Here is a 15103-nt window from a genome sequence, read left to right as displayed (position 1 = left end):
CAGTCATGGTATGCCCCCCGCCAGAAGTCTGGTCTGGATATCGGATTGAAGCTGCGGCAGCTTGGACATAAGATACTTGTTGTTCTCCGCTATACGCTGGAGAAACTGTTGATCGTACATGGTCACATAGTTGAGCCTCGCAACTGCGGCTGCCTGCAACACCGGGATTGACGAGAGATCTATTACAATTAGCGGTGCGAGCCGTAGAAGAGCGTCTTGAAGAACAGCTTGGTATTCTGGGTTTACGTCAGCGGTTGCGATGACAACGGCGGAATGCGGTTCCGGTATGCACCCGATCTCTCCTGGACGCATCATGTCGACTCCTATTTTTAACCTGGAACCGAGACGTTTGCGAAGATTTTTGGGATTCCGCGTAACGACGACAGTTGAGCGAAACATTTTTCCCGGGCCAGTACTGACAAGCTCGCGGCCGAGCATACCGGCGCCGATCACGTAAAGGCGATCAGGTACAACTGAACCCCCAAGCTGCTCCGCGATCATGTCGCAGACAATTCGATCGTAGTTGAATGGTGCCGTGAAGCGCTGCCGCTCGCGTGAGCCGCAACTCACGTCAATTGCCAATCGCGAGATGCGGCAAATCCGAAGGTCCGGATCAAGCAGTCCCACAGCTTTCGAAAGTTGCTCTTGAATGTAGGGCTCCCCAAGGATCTGGGATTTGGCACCTGAGGAGATCTCTGCTAATCGCTGGGCGACAGCGTTTGATCCTTCAACAACCTTGTGTGGAAAACCACGGAATACTTCGATGTCCGTGCTTTCGACGTCGAACTTTTCGCCATAAACTTCAACTCGCAAACAAGTCGTCAGCAAAAGAAGTCCACGTCTTGCGAGATCGACACCCATTGGCTTTATTTGCGCAGAGTGCCGCGCCATTTGAAGGGGTGAAGTCATTTCGTAATCTACGTAATGGCCAACAATTTCGTTCATAGCCCTACTCCTGACGTTTGTATGCGGCTTTCGGGTTGTCCGGAATTTCGCGGAAGCCTCCTGTGCACCTCTCCGAGCGGCGACTTGCAGAGCCACCGTGCCGGAATCTTAGGTACCGGATCGCCATTGCGATTGACGGCGAAGCTTTGGCTGGGATCAGCGCGGCGCTGAGGTATTGCGTTATAATCACCCCTCATTTTCGATTGCTGGTCACAACGGTCCTTGTGATCGTCGTGCCAATTGATTGATTCCGAAGAGAGAGGGACCTTAAACTCCGCAACGAGTCGATGCGAAGTTGCAAGGCCGATGCATAGAAGAAGCGTCGGCCGAGCATACCCTCGACGGCAGTGGCTTATGATCGTATTTGTCACCGGGTGGACGCGTATCTGCGCAGTGTCCGGCACTTGTTTGATACAGACCACGATGTGCATAGTTAAGCTCCCAATCAGATTCGGGCATCAGGGACCCGGCTTACTCTGAGCACTACTCGTGCCAATCAGGTTGCGCCGGTAACCTCTAGAGATTGAACGTGTTTCGTTGTCGCTGTAGGGAGGGGTGTTGTAGGGTCGCCGACATGTTCTGTCGTAATTGGCCCCGGCTTTCGCCCGGAGAGTAGCGACGGAGCGTTCGTCATGTCCTGGAGATCAAACCTAGCAGCAGGTATTTTTCCATGCACTTGCGGGAACTGGGAATCATTGCACGTTCAAATATCTGGTCAGCCAGGGCGACGCTGCATATTGAGTTGAATGGTCCTGCGCGACATAACGCACCAAACATCGTCGCAGCCGAAACCCTTCCGCCCGTCGACTGCAGGTACGCGCTTCGCAAATCAATCATGAGCCCGGCATAGACCGACGGATTGAGACGAACCCGGCGGAGATTCTCGACAAGAGGATCTGCGACCTTCCAGCGACGATGGCGCACTGCAGGCGAAGCCTTCCAACGATCGAGCGCGTTGGCGAACCGTCACGGCTGCACCAGATGGCTGTTGCCCGCCTCCCCTGTGAGAGATCCAGGCGAACCGGCCGTTCATTTATCGATACCGGCGCTGGAGCGTGTATTGATCGTAATGGTTTCGATCATTAATGCGCCGCGCAAGGTGCTCGGGGACGAGTATGTTAATCGGGCTCTCGGCAATGCCGACGATTTCTCCCGCCCTTCCAGTTCTCAGTGAATATTGCTGGGGTGCCGCCTGCTCCGACAATGGCCTCGACCTCAAGCAGCGCAGCCTTGTCAACCTTGGAATGCTCGCGGCCCGCCGACCAGGCAGCGACGCGACGTAGATGGCGGCCGACCGGAGTAGGCCTCGATTGCATGCACCATATATGCCGTGGGCGGTCAGGTACGGCGGCATGCTGAGCGTCAGTTCGGAATCGAGGATCGCCTACTCCTGATGAGGCGCGACGAGATCACGACTTTCCGTTCGGCGGTGTCGCTACGATGGCGATCGGCCCGCCGTGGTCGCCGCCCGCAAAAGCGGCAGCCGCTCGCCGGTGGCAAGGTAGATACCATAGACATCATCAAGCCAACCCGGGGATTTCGAGAGATAGACGACGAGCTTTGCCGTATGCGGCGCGCTGCCGCCGCCGATCGATAGGATAGCTTCGATGCCGCGCTGGCGGCAAAGTTCAGCCGCCGCTCCGATGACATGCGATGGTAGGTGACCAGGCCGTCGAACACGGTAAGCGCGATATCCCGCGGGAATATACCATCAACCAATGCTGAAGAGCGGTATTAAGCGGAAGCAGCCATGGCCGCATAACTTGAACGAAATGGTCCCGAGTAAATCCGGCGCGGTTCAACCTCACGCAAATGCGGGATGTTCTTGCAACACCTCATTTGCTAGTTTTCCTCTGCCGATGTGATCTTCTTGCTGAAGTCCTTATCCGTCGAGCGCACGTGGATGCGCAAAATACGTGAGTTCACTTGCTTAGCCTCTGGATTCGGAACTCGCCTTTCCTGCAGTCGTCGAGCGCGAAGCCAGCGAGACATAGAACGGGGCGCGGCCCCAAACCTCGAACATGATGTCCATTATCTCTGCATTGGCGCAATTCAGCGATTTCATCGCTTGCTCGTACGACGATCGGCCTACCGCTCCGCTTGAGAGCTCATACAATGATCGGCCTTTGTCCCGCGCTTGCCGGATCGCGTCCGACTCCCAGACGGTTGCTGTCAACAGATCATCCCCCAGGGATTCCCGCAACATTGCGATTGACTTCTGCTGTGAGACGTCACGCGGATCGTGCCTTGTCACCAGATATTTGAAGAAATCATGATTTACGGTCCTCCCAGCCCTTTCGATCAGTGCGACGAAATGCGTGAAAGAGTAGAGGGACGAGGTCATTGACACGATCTCAGGCATCTCAGGGCGGACCGTCACAAGAACGCCGGTTGCTGCTTCATATGCACCCGCGGTCAGAAAGCCTCCATCTCCGCAGGCGAGAACGATCACATCATAATCCGCCTCAACTTCCTTAAGCGCAGACACCATCCTGGCGCTAGCGTCCGGGTACCTCAATTTCTCGCTACGGAAGCGCCGGTCACACTCCTCTTCAAAAAAAGAGAGTTCGGCAGAGCCCGGAACGAGATCAAGACCATCAAAAAGGGTGGGTTGGATTGCTGACCGCATACTTTCCTGATGCTCGTCAAAGCGTATCGCCGCATAGATGCTCGCATTGTGGACTGGATAACCAAAGTAGTAAAAACCGAACATCTTAGATAATGAGCCGTGCGAATCGAGATCTATAGCGAGGACGCGGAAACCTTGAAGTGCAAGGCCTTGAGCCAGATAAAACGATGTGGTGGTGCTTGCGGGACCGGCGACTACCGAGATGATCTGCAGCTTATCACCCTCGCGTCGCCGCGGGCGAAACTTCAAAGCCTCTTTTGGACGGGCTGAAGCGAGATGATTACGGAGTTCGTTGATCTGTTCCAGTGTATAGGAGCGTCGTCCTGCGGTCCCAAGCTCGGGTGTCGGGCCTTGCCCATCAATTGACAACTGGCGCAGATAGCTACCCGACACACCGAGAATCTCAGCGACCTCGCCCAACGAGAACGAGCGCAAGGTCCTGAGGTCTGGAAGTGGTGCTCTGGCAGCCACGCCCTGCGCCTTTATGGAAGCCCAAATACTATCGCTATGGCCGAACGCGCTCCACTATACGCTCTTCATCGTCTGGTTTCTCGGATTGTGGCATAAAAACCTCGTGACGGGTTTTGTAATGAATGACGGTTCTATTACGACATTAGGTAGGCAGCAGTCAATATGCTTCGCCTCATCGCTCTATCGAGACGGCCTTTCGTCAGCCTCATCTGATGTAGTTGTATTGCTCCTCTTCGTGAGAGCGCAGCGAAGCATTTCCTCGGCGACCCGCTTCGGGCTCGGGCGTGGGTCAGTCTTCGAGCGGAAGTATGTTCCTCCATCGCGGGGGCCTTTGCAGGTGAAGCAATCAATCCAGCCGCGCTGACGGTTCTGCTCAACGGCATGACCTATTATGCAAAGACACTGAGCGGTGTGACGTTGCAGATCGAAGACGCGCAGAACGACGTTTCCAAGCAGCAGAGCCAGATCCAGAATTTCATCGCCTCCAAGGTCGATGCAATCATCGTCAACCCTGTCGATACCGATGCGACCACGGCGATGTCGAAGCTCGCGGCCGATGCCGGCATTCCGCTGGTTTACGTCAACCGTCAGCCGGTCAACGTCGACACGCTGCCGGACAAGCAGGCCTTCGTCGCTTCCAACGAGCTGGAATCCGGCACGCTGGAAACCAAGGAAATCTGCCGCATTCTCGGCGGCAAGGGCAAAGCTGTCGTCATCATGGGCGAGCTTTCCAACCAGGCTGCGCGCATGCGGACCCAGGACGTCCATGACGTCATCAAGACCGATGAGTGCAAAGGCATCGAGATCGTCGAAGAGCAGACGGCCAACTGGGATCGTACCCAGGGCGCTGACCTGATGACCAACTGGCTCTCCAGCGGCATCGAGTTTGATGCCGTGATCTCCAACAACGACGAAATGGCGATCGGCGCCATTCAGGCGCTGAAGGCGGCCGGCAAGGATATGAGCAAGGTCGTCGTCGGCGGCGTCGACGCCACGCAGGACGCGCTTGCCGCCATGCAGGCGGGTGATCTCGACGTCACCGTGTTCCAGGATGCCGCCGGCCAGGGCAAGGGCTCGCTCGATGCAGCGCTCAAGCTCGCCAAGGGCGAAAAGATCGAAAAGAAGGTCTACATTCCCTTCCAGCTCGTGACGGGACGACGCTGGATATTGGGTTGAATGGTCCTGCGCCGCGCGATGGCCTCGGTCGTGGGCCAGCTCGCGCTTGGTGTAGGGGCGCATAATCGTGCGTACGAGCAGATTTCTCCGCGTCGATGCCCGCCTTTTAGGTTCATACGCGCTCGCCCCAGTGTGTGACAAAATCCGCCGTAGATTTGACGGCTCTATATTACCCTGTGCTGCTGCTTGCTCGCAAAGTTAGTGAAGCTTCGCGGGCCTTCTGCGATTTATTGTCCGTCAACATTGCGCATCGCCCGCGCGGAGTCGCCCTGCAGCGATATCAGGAGCTGCAATGCTCGATCAGCTAGGCCCGCCGGCACAAAAATATGGTCGTGGTGATATGCAGCCACCATGTTGCACGGTATGCCAGCTTCTGCGAGACAGGCAGCGACGCCCGCCGTGAGGCCGACGCCATCGAGCGCAGAATTCACATTGAGAGTGATCTGGCGCATCGCAAGTGAAGTTTCGAACCCCGCTCCGTGCGCCTCTCCTTTCTCGAGGACGACTGCCAAGCCTTCTCTTTCTTGAAATGTCGCGATCGGGTTTAGATTGTGAACTTTGCTCCCTTCATTGGGTAACGAGCAGAACACATACTCGCCGTCTTCGAGCGAGGGCTTCATATTCGACAGCATATCGAACTTGTCTCGCAACACAGTAGTCATTATAGCGGTCCCGCTGTCGATAATCATCGTGTCTTAAGGTGGTCAGTCATTGTGTAGGACGGGAACCGGTGACCTTGCCCCGTTGAAATAATCCATTTTGAAGTAAGCTCTGGCCCATTGAGAGGACCAGAGGATGAAGCGCAATCGTTTCACAGACGAACAGATCATCGGCATATTGAAGGAGCACGAGGCAGGCACGCCGGTCTCGGAGCTTTGCCGCAAGCATGGCGTCAGCGATGCTAGCATCTATAAATGGAAGGCCAAGTTCGGCGGCATGGAGGTGTCCGAGGCCAAGCGGCTGAAGACGCTTGAGGACGAGAACACGAAGCTGAAACGGCTTCTGGCGGATGCGATGCTCGACAATGCTGCCTTGAAAGACCTTTTGGGAAAGAAGTGGTGACGCCCGCGGCCAAGCGGAAAGCTGTTGCGCATCTGATGAGCCATCATGGGATGAGCGAACGGCGGGCGTGTAAAGCCATTGGTTTTTGCCGAATGACGGTCCGTTATGAGACCAGGCGCGACGATGATCATGAGCTTCGCGAGCGAATGAAGGCGTTGGCGCATGAACGTCGCCGCTTCGGATATCGACGCATTCATGTGCTGCTCCGGCGGGAGGGTCACCTCGTGAACCACAAGAGGCTCTTCCGGCTCTATCGGGAGGAGAAACTGACGGTGCGCAAGCGCGGCGGTCGCAAGCGAGCGATAGGCACGCGAGCGCCGATGCTGGTGCCGATGGTGGCCAATGATCGCTGGTCGCTAGACTTCGTGTCGGATCAGTTCACCGATGGGCGCAGGTTGCGGATTCTGACCGTCGTCGATGATTGCACGAGGGAGTGCCTGGCGCTCGTCGCCGATACATCGCTTTCCGGTCTTCGCGTCGCACGGGAGCTTGACCGGATTATCGAGGTGCGCGGCAAGCCGAGGATGATCGTCAGCGACAACGGCAGCGAGTTCACCAGCAACGCGATCCTGCAATGGGCGGACCGGACCAAGGTTGACTGGCATTACATCGCGCCTGGAAAACCGATCCAGAACGCTTTTATCGAAAGCTTCAACGGGCGGCTGCGAGACGAGTTCTTGAATGAAACTCTGTTCTCGTCGCTTGCTCATGCCCGGTCTGCGCTTTCAAACTGGCGTAGCGATTATAACGATCAACGCCCGCATTCAGGCCTTGGCTGGCTGACACCGGCCGAATTCGCTCAGACACTCAACCCGCGACGTGATGCGGTGCTGCGCAGCCGAAATGGCTCCGCACCGCAACCCGCCGCTACCGAACCAACAACAGCAACCAAAAACCGCTGGAGCGAACTCAAAACTGGATAAAACTTGGGGGCAAGGTCACCGAGAGCGAACAAATGAGATTTCCTTAACTGACATAAGGCAGATTGTCGATGTTGGATCGAATCCGTCGCTCAAAGCTTGCGTTGCGAAGGACTTCGACAAGTGCCTGAAGCTGTGATTACAGGTTTTGACCTTGCCCTCAAGTTTTATCCAGTTTTGAGTTCGCTCCAGCGGTTTTTGGTTGCTGTTGTTGGTTCGGTAGCGGCGGGTTGCGGTGCGGAGCCATTTCGGCTGCGCCGCACAGGATAGAATTCCCGGCATTGCAAGTGGCAAACGTTACGCGGCGAAAAACAATCCACGGCGAGGCGCCGAGGCTTTGCGATGCAAGCTCCGTTCGCCGTCGATTCCGGAAAGTGCTCCGCCAATACTGATGACAACGAATGGAACGGCAACAACTGTATGAGCGATGATGACCCTAAGTAGGTATTCGTCAGGCCGAGTCGAGCGAGAAGCACCTGCATCCGAACACCAAGCACCACCGCAGGCACCACCATTGGCAGACGGAAAAGTGTGCGGAATGTCCGCGCAACAAAAGGGTTCGAGCTCGAAGGCCCAAAGAAGCCGCCATTTCAAGTAAGGTGGCTAACAACGTAGTCCCGCCACCAATCATCAGGCTGTTGACGATCGATCGCCGCCACGTGTCCGCCGGAAGCAGTTCCTCAAACCAACGAAGGGAATAGGACGGAACAGGGTAGGTCAGAATTACGCAAGACCAAGGCGGCCAAACGCCTGCTGGAAGCAAGGATACCTGCCGAAGCGCATCGTCACCGACAAGCTCCGCTCCTATGGAGCGGCACGGCGGCAGGTCATGCCTACTCGACCATCGATCGCACAAGGGGCCCGAACAATCGTGCCGAGAATTCGCATTTGCCGCTGCGAAAACGTCAGCGGATGATGCAACGATTTCGCTCACCGGGTGCGTTGCAACGCTTCACCAACATCTTCTCGGCCGTGCGAAATCTCGTCGTCCCTTCACACCCAACGCGTTCCGCCATCGCGGTTCACCTGCATCGTCTCGATGCGTTCGCCCAACGGAAAATGGCTACTGCAGTGACGGCCTGAGCCCGCATCATACCGCAAACGCACCTAGAGAAGTTAATTTGACATCGCCCTTTTCGCCGATCGCACCTTGGTCGTTGGCACTCTTAGCACGACCCCCGTCAAGGTCCACTCCCTGCCCGCATCTCACGGCATAGCCGCTGGGACGGGTTAATTGGTTTCTCTGCGTTCCGCGTCCAGCCAGTTTTCGAGCTTCAGTCCGGGATACGCCAGGAAGTCCCGCGTGTTGTTGGTCACCAATACCGTGTCCAGAGCGATCGCATGCGATGCGATCAGTTTGTCGAGATGATCTTTCTTCCGGTCTCTCGTCGCCATTCGAACCGGACCGTAGGCACGCGCTGCTGCGATCCCAAACGGCTCTACCGTGATCAGCTCGGCCAGGGCGGTGAGATTATCAAGTTCTCGTGCCGGATCATCGGATGCGGAAACACCGTACTCGAGTTCCGCGAAGGTGATGGCGGACATCACCACGTCCCCTACATAGCAACTGGCAAAGCGGCGAGCGACCTGCTCCGGCTGGTTTTTCATCAGGTAGATACACATGTTCGTATCGAGCATGTAACGCGCCATCAGATCTTATCCCGCTCCTCTTGCTCATGGGACTCTCTTCCGTCGCGCATGAAATCCGGAGAGAAGCGGGCGAATACATCCAGAACGCCGGCCAGGGAGCGATGCACAGGACGGATGCGAAGCTCGTCGCCGATGCGCTCGATTTCCAACTCAACATCGGTTCGCTCAAACGCCAGTTCCGCCGGTATGCGAACCGCCTGGGAATTTCCATTCTTGAAAGCTTTAGTGGTGTGCATGTCATCAACCTTGTGTGTACGTGGATGTACTATATCCTAGGCTTTCCACTTTGTACATCCTTAGTGTGTACGTTTAGCGCTTGGACGGGCGCATCTCGCAACAGGTTGAGGTCGCTCGTGCCGAATCGTGTGCTGGTCCACCCGCCAGCGGGTATTGGCCCATTCGGGTAACAGTTCGTTCCTGCCCCGTCCAAATCTAGACAGACGATTGAGAGCGCGATGCCGCGCTCACATTTGCAAGGAGCATCCGTAGAAGGCGTATGCGCGTCTCACCCGTGACATGCCGCTCTTACGATAGGCCGGTGCTTGCGCCAATGTCGCCGGCAGCCGCGACTTCGACGGCGTAGTGCGAAAGGCGGTGAAATGTTCGCCGCTCCTCGGCGGCCATGGCTGGCGCGAGCAGAAAGCCGTGGCGGTAGAGGCCGTTGAGCGAGATCACCTTCCCCTGATGGCTTGCACGTGGAAGATTGTCCGGAAAGGCTGGGCGGATTCCGACACCCGTTTCGATTATGGTTGCATCGGCAAAGGCCGGATTTAGCGTGTATGCAGCGTTGAGCAGTTCCATCAGTGAACGGGCGACTATAGGCCCGTCGAATTCCGTCTCGATCATCGTCGCGCCGACCATGAACAGACCGTCTCCACGCGGGACGATGTAGACGGGGAAACGCGGATGGAGCAAGCGGACCGGCCGGGAGAGATCCACGTCAAAGCTTCTAAGGTAGAGCATTTCGCCGCGAACGCCGCGCAACTCCTTCGCCTCGCCGATCTGCGCTGCGCCCGTGCAATCGACGACACCGTCAAAGCTCTCCTCGTGCGGGCTCTCGCCCACGAAGGTGACCCCCTGAACCGTCAGCTTGGTGCGCAGCAGACACAACACTCGCCGAGGATCGAGATGGGCTTCGCGGCGAAAGAACAGCCCATGCCGGAATCGCCCGGAAAGAGAGGGTTCCAGCGACGCGATCGCCGGCTCTTCCAGCCATTCATAATCGGTCGTGCGGCAGGCAAAGCGTCTCAGTTCACCAAGATCGCGGGCCGACGCGACCACGAGCGTTCCGTTTCGTCGCACCTCTCCAGGCACCATTGCGTCCCATTTGTCGGCGGCGGTGAGGCCGCGCATCAGCACGGCGCCATCAGCACTCTCCTGCTCGCACCAGGGCGCCAACATTCCGCCCGCGAGCCACGATGCAGCGCCGAGGAAACTGCCATATGGATCGAGCACGGTGACCTCGGCATCTCGAGCGCGCAGTTCATGCGCCACCGTCAGGCCGGCAACGCCGGCGCCTTTGACAAGCACACGCATCTCATTCGCCCAATTGCTGTTGGGTTTCTATCGGCATATAGATGCCGCCGCCCTCACGATAACGCGCTGCCATCGCATCCAGACCCTCCTTCTGTGCTTCGGCGCGGATATCGTGCGAGATGCGCATGGAGCAGAATTTTGGGCCGCACATGGAGCAGAAATGCGCCACCTTATGGGCTTCCTTCGGCAACGTCTCGTCGTGGAAGCTGCGGGCGGTTTCGGGGTCTAGCGAGAGGTTGAACTGATCCTCCCAGCGGAATTCGAAACGGGCACGCGAGAGCGCGTCATCGCGCAGCTGTGCTGCCGGATGCCCCTTGGCGAGATCAGCCGCGTGGGCCGCGATCTTGTAGGTGATAACGCCGGTCTTGACGTCAGTGCGATCGGGAAGGCCGAGATGCTCCTTCGGCGTGACGTAGCAGAGCATCGCGGTGCCGAACCAGCCCATCATGGCTGCGCCTATTCCAGAGGTGATGTGATCGTACCCCGGTGCGATATCCGTCGTCAGCGGCCCGAGCGTGTAGAAGGGTGCCTCGCCGCAGACCTCGAGCTGCTTGTCCATGTTCTCCTTGATCTTGTGCATCGGCACATGGCCGGGGCCCTCGATCATCACCTGGCAGTCTTTCGCCCAGGCGATCTTGGTCAGCTCTCCCAGTGTTTCCAGTTCGGCGAATTGCGCTGCATCGTTGGCATCGGCGATGGAGCCGGGACGCAGGCCGTCGCCGAGCGAGAAGGAGACGTCATAGGCGCGGCAGATGTCGCAGATCTCCTCGAAATGTTCGTATAGGAAGCTTTCGCGATGATGATGGAGACACCACTTCGCCATGATCGAACCGCCGCGCGAGACGATGCCGGTGACGCGGTTGACGGTGAGCGGGATGTAGTGAAGCCGCACGCCGGCGTGGATGGTGAAATAGTCGACGCCCTGTTCGGCCTGTTCGATCAGCGTGTCACGATAGACCTCCCAGGACAGGTCTTTGGCAATGCCCTCGACCTTCTCCAGCGCCTGATAGAGCGGCACGGTACCGATCGGCACCGGCGAATTGCGGATGATCCATTCGCGGATATTGTGGATATTGCGGCCGGTGGAAAGATCCATGACCGTGTCGGCGCCCCAGCGGGCCGCCCAGACCATTTTCTCGACCTCTTCCGTCATGGACGAGGTGACAGCAGAATTGCCAATATTGGCGTTGATCTTCACCAGGAAATTCCGGCCTATGATCATCGGCTCGGATTCCGGATGATTGATGTTGGCGGGGATGATCGCCCGACCCGCCGCCACTTCCTGCCGGACGAATTCCGCCGTCACATGGTCCGGAATATGGGCGCCGAAGCTTTCGCCGTCGCGGACCATGGCATCCGCCTGCGCCTTGCGACCAAGGTTTTCGCGGATGGCTATGAATTCCATCTCGGGCGTGATGATGCCTGATCGCGCATAGGCGAGCTGGGTGACCGCCTTGCCATCCCTGGCTCGTAGCGGCTGACGTTTAGTGGGAAATTCGGGCGTCAGCCTTTCGCCGCTGGCAAAGCCGTTGTCTTCGGGGCGGATATGGCGGCCCTGATAGGCTTCGACATCGCCGCGCGCGAGCACCCAGTCGCGGCGGAGCTGCGACAGGCCCTGCTCGATGCGGATATCAGCACCCTCGATCGTATAGGGACCGGAGGAATCATAGACGACAACAGGCGGCTCGCCCGATGTCGGATGAACGCTGATCTCGCGCATCGGCACACGGATGTCGGCGTGTATGTCTCCCGGGATGTAAATCTTCCGCGACGCCGGCAGCGGGCCTTTGGTGACTGTGGGGGTGATGGTCTTCGCGGCAATTTTCATGGTTTGAGGCTCCAAGTTTTCGATTGGAGACCCAGTCCTCAGCCGGAATGATGAAAAGACGCCGGCACGGATTCCGCGCGTGAATCCACTGCTTCGAGCGCTTGCACCGTCCCTACGCCAGTATGAACTGGATCAGGTTCAACGGGTCACTGCGCCACAATCGGCAAAGCCGTATTGTCCAGCAGTATCTCAGCCCCTTGCCGGGACCCCCCTGGTGAATGCAAAAAGGGTAGAGGCTTGCCGAGGGGACTGTCAAGCGACAATCTGCGATGGCTCGGGGTTAGGTTACACACAGGATATCGTGCGTGTCGCCGCTGTTAAACGATGGACAAGGGCAATCGTCCGGCCGGCACGCTTCCGCAAGACAAGCGCCCTTGTCGCATGCACGAGATACCGAAGCACTATTGAGAAAGCAGACGCGGAACTGGAAAGTCTAGTACTTTTTCCGTGTAGCTTTCGACCAGGGCGCTAAACGGCGTGCCGTCTGGAAGTTTCAATACGGCTCGATGTTCGAGCAGGAACGCCGGCAGGCCGGGGGAACTTGTTTCATGCGCTGTTAAGCCGTCCATGTCCCAGCCTTCGGATAGAGGGGACCAGAGCAACTTGGCAGACAGGTTTGTGCGAGTGAAATTGAGAGCCTGAACGGCTCTGCCAAACGCGATATCGCTGGTATTCAACGCCTGATTCATCTCTGCAGTTAATTTTGCAGGTACATACCAGTTGTCGGCTTCGGACAAGACGCGTTCGCCGCAGACCAGTCGGACGCGGCGATAGGCGATCAACTCACCGGGTCCGACGCTCAGAAGATCACGGATGTGCTCATCGGCCGGTTTGCCTTGCCCGCCCACACGCTGAGCTACGATCTTTGAACCTTCCGGTGCGAGCTTATGCGCGGCGCACCAGCGGTCAAGGGTAAACGTGGCACTGGCGTTACTCAGGAGATTTGCATTCAAGGTCTGGAGGATCGCAAGCGCTTCCACTCGAGATGCCGGCGTGTTCAGCCACTGAGATTCTATAGAAGGCTCTTGCGCAACTGCGATCTGGGTGCCCAGCAAGATGGCGGCCGCTGCAAGTGCGGCGATGCGAATGCATTTCGCAGGACATAATGACATGGAGAATGAAATCCTTTCTGTAGTATAATTGGGCAAACCTTGCGGGTCAAATATCCTTGATTTTTGCCGACGGGCGACCGTTGTCCGCGTATATGATAGCGGCAGCAGGGTTTGAACTGCGGCTCGCGTGTACCGCACGATGGTCAGGTTTCTGAAGACTTTCTTACCATCTTTCGAATTTGAAAGCGTTGGCGACTGAGCCGGCGCTTCCATTCTGGAATTTGGAAACCCGAGAGACGTGGATTTCAAATGAGAAACCTGGCGGCCGGCCCGAATTCTCCCAATTCTATATTCGTAACTCTCACTCAAAGGTTCAACGCCTTTGTCTTCGCCCTCGCTTGTTGCGAGATGTTCATATAGCTGGATCGGATAAAATAGCTCGCAACCGAAAGCAAAATCCAGAAGCCATTGTTGGAAAAAAGTCTTCTTCGTCGACCGGGAGCCCTCCTGCCGGTCGATTGACAATTGCAGACCAGGCAGCGACGCGCCATCGATGGTTGCCAACCGCAGATGCGAGTAGCCAGGGTGCTTGTCTGATTGCTTTTTGTGGTGCATGTCATCGTGCTCCTTGTGCGAGCCTCCCGACGATGATGTCGCCGGCAAGTTTTCAGCATTCATAGGAAACGATATTCCTGTGGTGCGCTATCGCAGCTCTTATTTGGGACAGTTCATGAAAACCATCAGCAACGCAACAGATGAGCCGGATATATTTTATAGTATACCTTTCTTCGCCGCAAAAATACAAATTGCATTATAAACTTCTGTGAGCTGTAGGATATATTATTGCTTATATACATACATATATTGATTTCACGGCTTTAAGGGGCTGGATGGAATGCAGGTCTCCGAAGGCCACGGCAAACGTTCGCTGGTCGAAATGGCCATCGGACGATACAAGTCTATGGGCGCGCCAGGTCGCCCCTAGCGGAGCACCCTTTGTCGCCGTGCCGCAGGCGCATTTCGAATGCCGCGCATGATTTGATCCTTCAGTCGATACCAATTTGGGGACTTATGCAGCAAGCGACATTCGACGGGTTCCTACACGAGACGAAGTCGAGAACACGTGCTGACACATGACGTACACGGTCATCAGTCGGCGCTCCCTATATAGTGGTCAGGGTTGCTGGTGATCCAACTGCCCGCGCACCTCGTTTCCGCGCTTCAGGAGATTGAGGATTGGACAGAGCTTTTCCACGGTCGCCCGCAGTCTGGCGACGTCCGCGGTACTTGCGGGAGATACTAGTGTGACCAGGTAGTTGATGTCCTGGGGATAGACGGGAACGTCTTGATATCCTTCTGCACCTGCACGCGGATCGATCGTGGCGGAGACTTCCGCATGCAGCGATTCCAGCGGCACGCCCTGATCGGAAGCGTGGATCAGAAAAGTATGGGTCAGGCAGCTCGCAAGCGCACCGAGCAGCAGTTCTGGAGACGACGGACCCAGATTATAGCCTGCGAACTCGGGCGGGCTGTCGGAAATGACCTGGAAATCTCGAATTCGGATACGTCGCACGCCGCTGCGGCCTTCAGCGCTTGCACTGGCCTCAAGTGTGACCGCACTCAGATCCCCCTTTCTGACGCGCGCCCGCCAATCGAGTAGTGCTTCGTGCTTCTGTCGGAGATACTCATTCAAAGTTGCCATGGCTTGCTAATATTCCTGTTGTGGAGACCGATGCCGAGATGGCCAAAGCGCCACGTTGCGCGCGCCGCTCAACCACGAGCTCGCGAGAAATGGGATCAATGAAAACAATCTTTGCTAGGTAAGACAGTTGCT

The 15103-nt window shown here is 57.0% G+C and carries 11 protein-coding genes, 4 pseudogenes and 1 riboswitch; of the genes and pseudogenes, 4 read left to right on the top strand and 11 right to left on the bottom strand.

The window, feature by feature from the left end; translation table 11 throughout:
* Positions 1 to 3 precede the first annotated feature (3 nt).
* Positions 4 to 945 (bottom strand): Rossmann-fold NAD(P)-binding domain-containing protein, encoded by a 942-nt coding sequence (locus EEQ99_RS31170; RefSeq protein WP_127431710.1) that lies wholly within the window; start codon positions 943 to 945, stop codon positions 4 to 6.
* A gap of 1069 nt (positions 946 to 2014) precedes the next feature.
* Here EEQ99_RS31170 and EEQ99_RS35285 point away from each other — a divergent pair.
* Positions 2015 to 2201: pseudogene (locus EEQ99_RS35285) on the top strand (carboxymuconolactone decarboxylase family protein); the annotation flags it as partial.
* A gap of 179 nt (positions 2202 to 2380) precedes the next feature.
* On the opposite strand, the gene EEQ99_RS35635 reads toward EEQ99_RS35285, so the two are convergent.
* Together EEQ99_RS35635 and repA are read right to left on the bottom strand one after the other, a co-directional pair.
* Positions 2381 to 2554: a hypothetical protein gene (locus EEQ99_RS35635; protein WP_375166090.1), complete on the bottom strand. Its 174-nt coding sequence runs from the start codon at positions 2552 to 2554 to the stop codon at positions 2381 to 2383.
* A gap of 321 nt (positions 2555 to 2875) precedes the next feature.
* Positions 2876 to 4139, bottom strand: a pseudogene (repA, locus tag EEQ99_RS31150) (plasmid partitioning protein RepA).
* A gap of 224 nt (positions 4140 to 4363) precedes the next feature.
* On the opposite strand from repA, the gene EEQ99_RS31145 reads away from it, so the two are divergent.
* A complete protein-coding gene (locus EEQ99_RS31145; RefSeq protein ID WP_127431707.1) occupies positions 4364 to 5221 on the top strand; it encodes a sugar ABC transporter substrate-binding protein in 858 nt (285 codons plus the stop codon).
* 227 nt (positions 5222 to 5448) lie between these two features.
* Here the strand turns inward: EEQ99_RS31145 and EEQ99_RS31140 are convergent, their stop codons facing one another.
* Positions 5449 to 5883: an ACT domain-containing protein gene (locus EEQ99_RS31140; protein ID WP_127431706.1), complete on the bottom strand. Its 435-nt coding sequence runs from the start codon at positions 5881 to 5883 to the stop codon at positions 5449 to 5451.
* 133 nt (positions 5884 to 6016) lie between these two features.
* On the opposite strand from EEQ99_RS31140, the gene EEQ99_RS31135 reads away from it, so the two are divergent.
* A protein-coding gene (locus EEQ99_RS31135) for an IS3-like element ISRle4 family transposase (protein WP_127431705.1) occupies positions 6017 to 7206 on the top strand; the annotation gives its coding sequence in 2 pieces (ribosomal slippage) (positions 6017 to 6266 and positions 6266 to 7206; 1191 coding nt in all).
* 261 nt (positions 7207 to 7467) lie between these two features.
* Here the strand turns inward: EEQ99_RS31135 and EEQ99_RS35280 are convergent.
* Positions 7468 to 7966: pseudogene (locus EEQ99_RS35280) on the bottom strand (ABC transporter permease); the annotation flags it as partial.
* Here EEQ99_RS35280 and EEQ99_RS31125 point away from each other — a divergent pair.
* Positions 7961 to 8286 (top strand): annotated as a pseudogene (locus tag EEQ99_RS31125) (DDE-type integrase/transposase/recombinase); the annotation flags it as partial. The pseudogenes EEQ99_RS35280 and EEQ99_RS31125 sit on opposite strands and share 6 nt — an antisense overlap.
* 147 nt (positions 8287 to 8433) lie before the next feature.
* On the opposite strand, the gene EEQ99_RS31120 reads toward EEQ99_RS31125, so the two are convergent.
* The 6 genes from EEQ99_RS31120 to EEQ99_RS31090 form a co-directional block, all read right to left on the bottom strand.
* Positions 8434 to 8853: a type II toxin-antitoxin system VapC family toxin gene (locus tag EEQ99_RS31120; protein WP_018496488.1), complete on the bottom strand. Its 420-nt coding sequence runs from the start codon at positions 8851 to 8853 to the stop codon at positions 8434 to 8436.
* Positions 8853 to 9089, bottom strand: coding sequence for a type II toxin-antitoxin system VapB family antitoxin (gene vapB, locus EEQ99_RS31115; protein ID WP_127431704.1), 237 nt, complete (start codon positions 9087 to 9089; stop codon positions 8853 to 8855). Before vapB ends, EEQ99_RS31120 begins: the two co-directional genes overlap by 1 nt.
* A gap of 289 nt (positions 9090 to 9378) precedes the next feature.
* Positions 9379 to 10389 (bottom strand): glycine oxidase ThiO, encoded by a 1011-nt coding sequence (gene thiO / locus EEQ99_RS31110; RefSeq protein ID WP_244604876.1) that lies wholly within the window; start codon positions 10387 to 10389, stop codon positions 9379 to 9381.
* 1 nt (position 10390) lies between these two features.
* On the bottom strand, positions 10391 to 12217 hold the full coding sequence (gene thiC, locus EEQ99_RS31105) for a phosphomethylpyrimidine synthase ThiC (protein ID WP_127431703.1): 1827 nt from the start codon (positions 12215 to 12217) through the stop codon (positions 10391 to 10393).
* A gap of 91 nt (positions 12218 to 12308) precedes the next feature.
* Positions 12309 to 12440, bottom strand: a riboswitch (TPP riboswitch).
* Between the two features lie 178 nt (positions 12441 to 12618).
* Positions 12619 to 13329 (bottom strand): hypothetical protein, encoded by a 711-nt coding sequence (locus tag EEQ99_RS31100; RefSeq protein ID WP_127431727.1) that lies wholly within the window; start codon positions 13327 to 13329, stop codon positions 12619 to 12621.
* 1114 nt (positions 13330 to 14443) lie between these two features.
* On the bottom strand, positions 14444 to 14971 hold the full coding sequence (locus EEQ99_RS31090) for an OsmC family protein (protein ID WP_127431702.1): 528 nt from the start codon (positions 14969 to 14971) through the stop codon (positions 14444 to 14446).
* Between the last annotated feature and the right edge of the window lie 132 nt (positions 14972 to 15103).

It is taken from the genome of Rhizobium anhuiense, from assembly GCF_003985145.1.
GTDB classification, from domain to species: Bacteria; Pseudomonadota; Alphaproteobacteria; order Rhizobiales; family Rhizobiaceae; genus Rhizobium; species Rhizobium anhuiense.
Note: the sequence above shows the minus strand (reverse complement) of the source record. Positions and strands in the feature narration are given on the sequence as shown.

Excerpts from the sequence above, each read along its gene's own strand:
- EEQ99_RS31120 (WP_018496488.1), bottom strand. The coding sequence starts at position 8,853 with ATGGCGCGTTACATGCTCGATACGAACATGTGTATCTACCTGATGAAA.
- vapB (WP_127431704.1), bottom strand. The coding sequence starts at position 9,089 with ATGCACACCACTAAAGCTTTCAAGAATGGAAATTCCCAGGCGGTTCGC.
- EEQ99_RS31140 (WP_127431706.1), bottom strand. The coding sequence starts at position 5,883 with ATGACTACTGTGTTGCGAGACAAGTTCGATATGCTGTCGAATATGAAG.
- thiO (WP_244604876.1), bottom strand. The coding sequence starts at position 10,389 with ATGCGTGTGCTTGTCAAAGGCGCCGGCGTTGCCGGCCTGACGGTGGCG.
- EEQ99_RS31100 (WP_127431727.1), bottom strand. The coding sequence starts at position 13,329 with ATGTCATTATGTCCTGCGAAATGCATTCGCATCGCCGCACTTGCAGCG.
- thiC (WP_127431703.1), bottom strand. The coding sequence starts at position 12,217 with ATGAAAATTGCCGCGAAGACCATCACCCCCACAGTCACCAAAGGCCCG.
- EEQ99_RS31090 (WP_127431702.1), bottom strand. The coding sequence starts at position 14,971 with ATGGCAACTTTGAATGAGTATCTCCGACAGAAGCACGAAGCACTACTC.
- EEQ99_RS31170 (WP_127431710.1), bottom strand. The coding sequence starts at position 945 with ATGAACGAAATTGTTGGCCATTACGTAGATTACGAAATGACTTCACCC.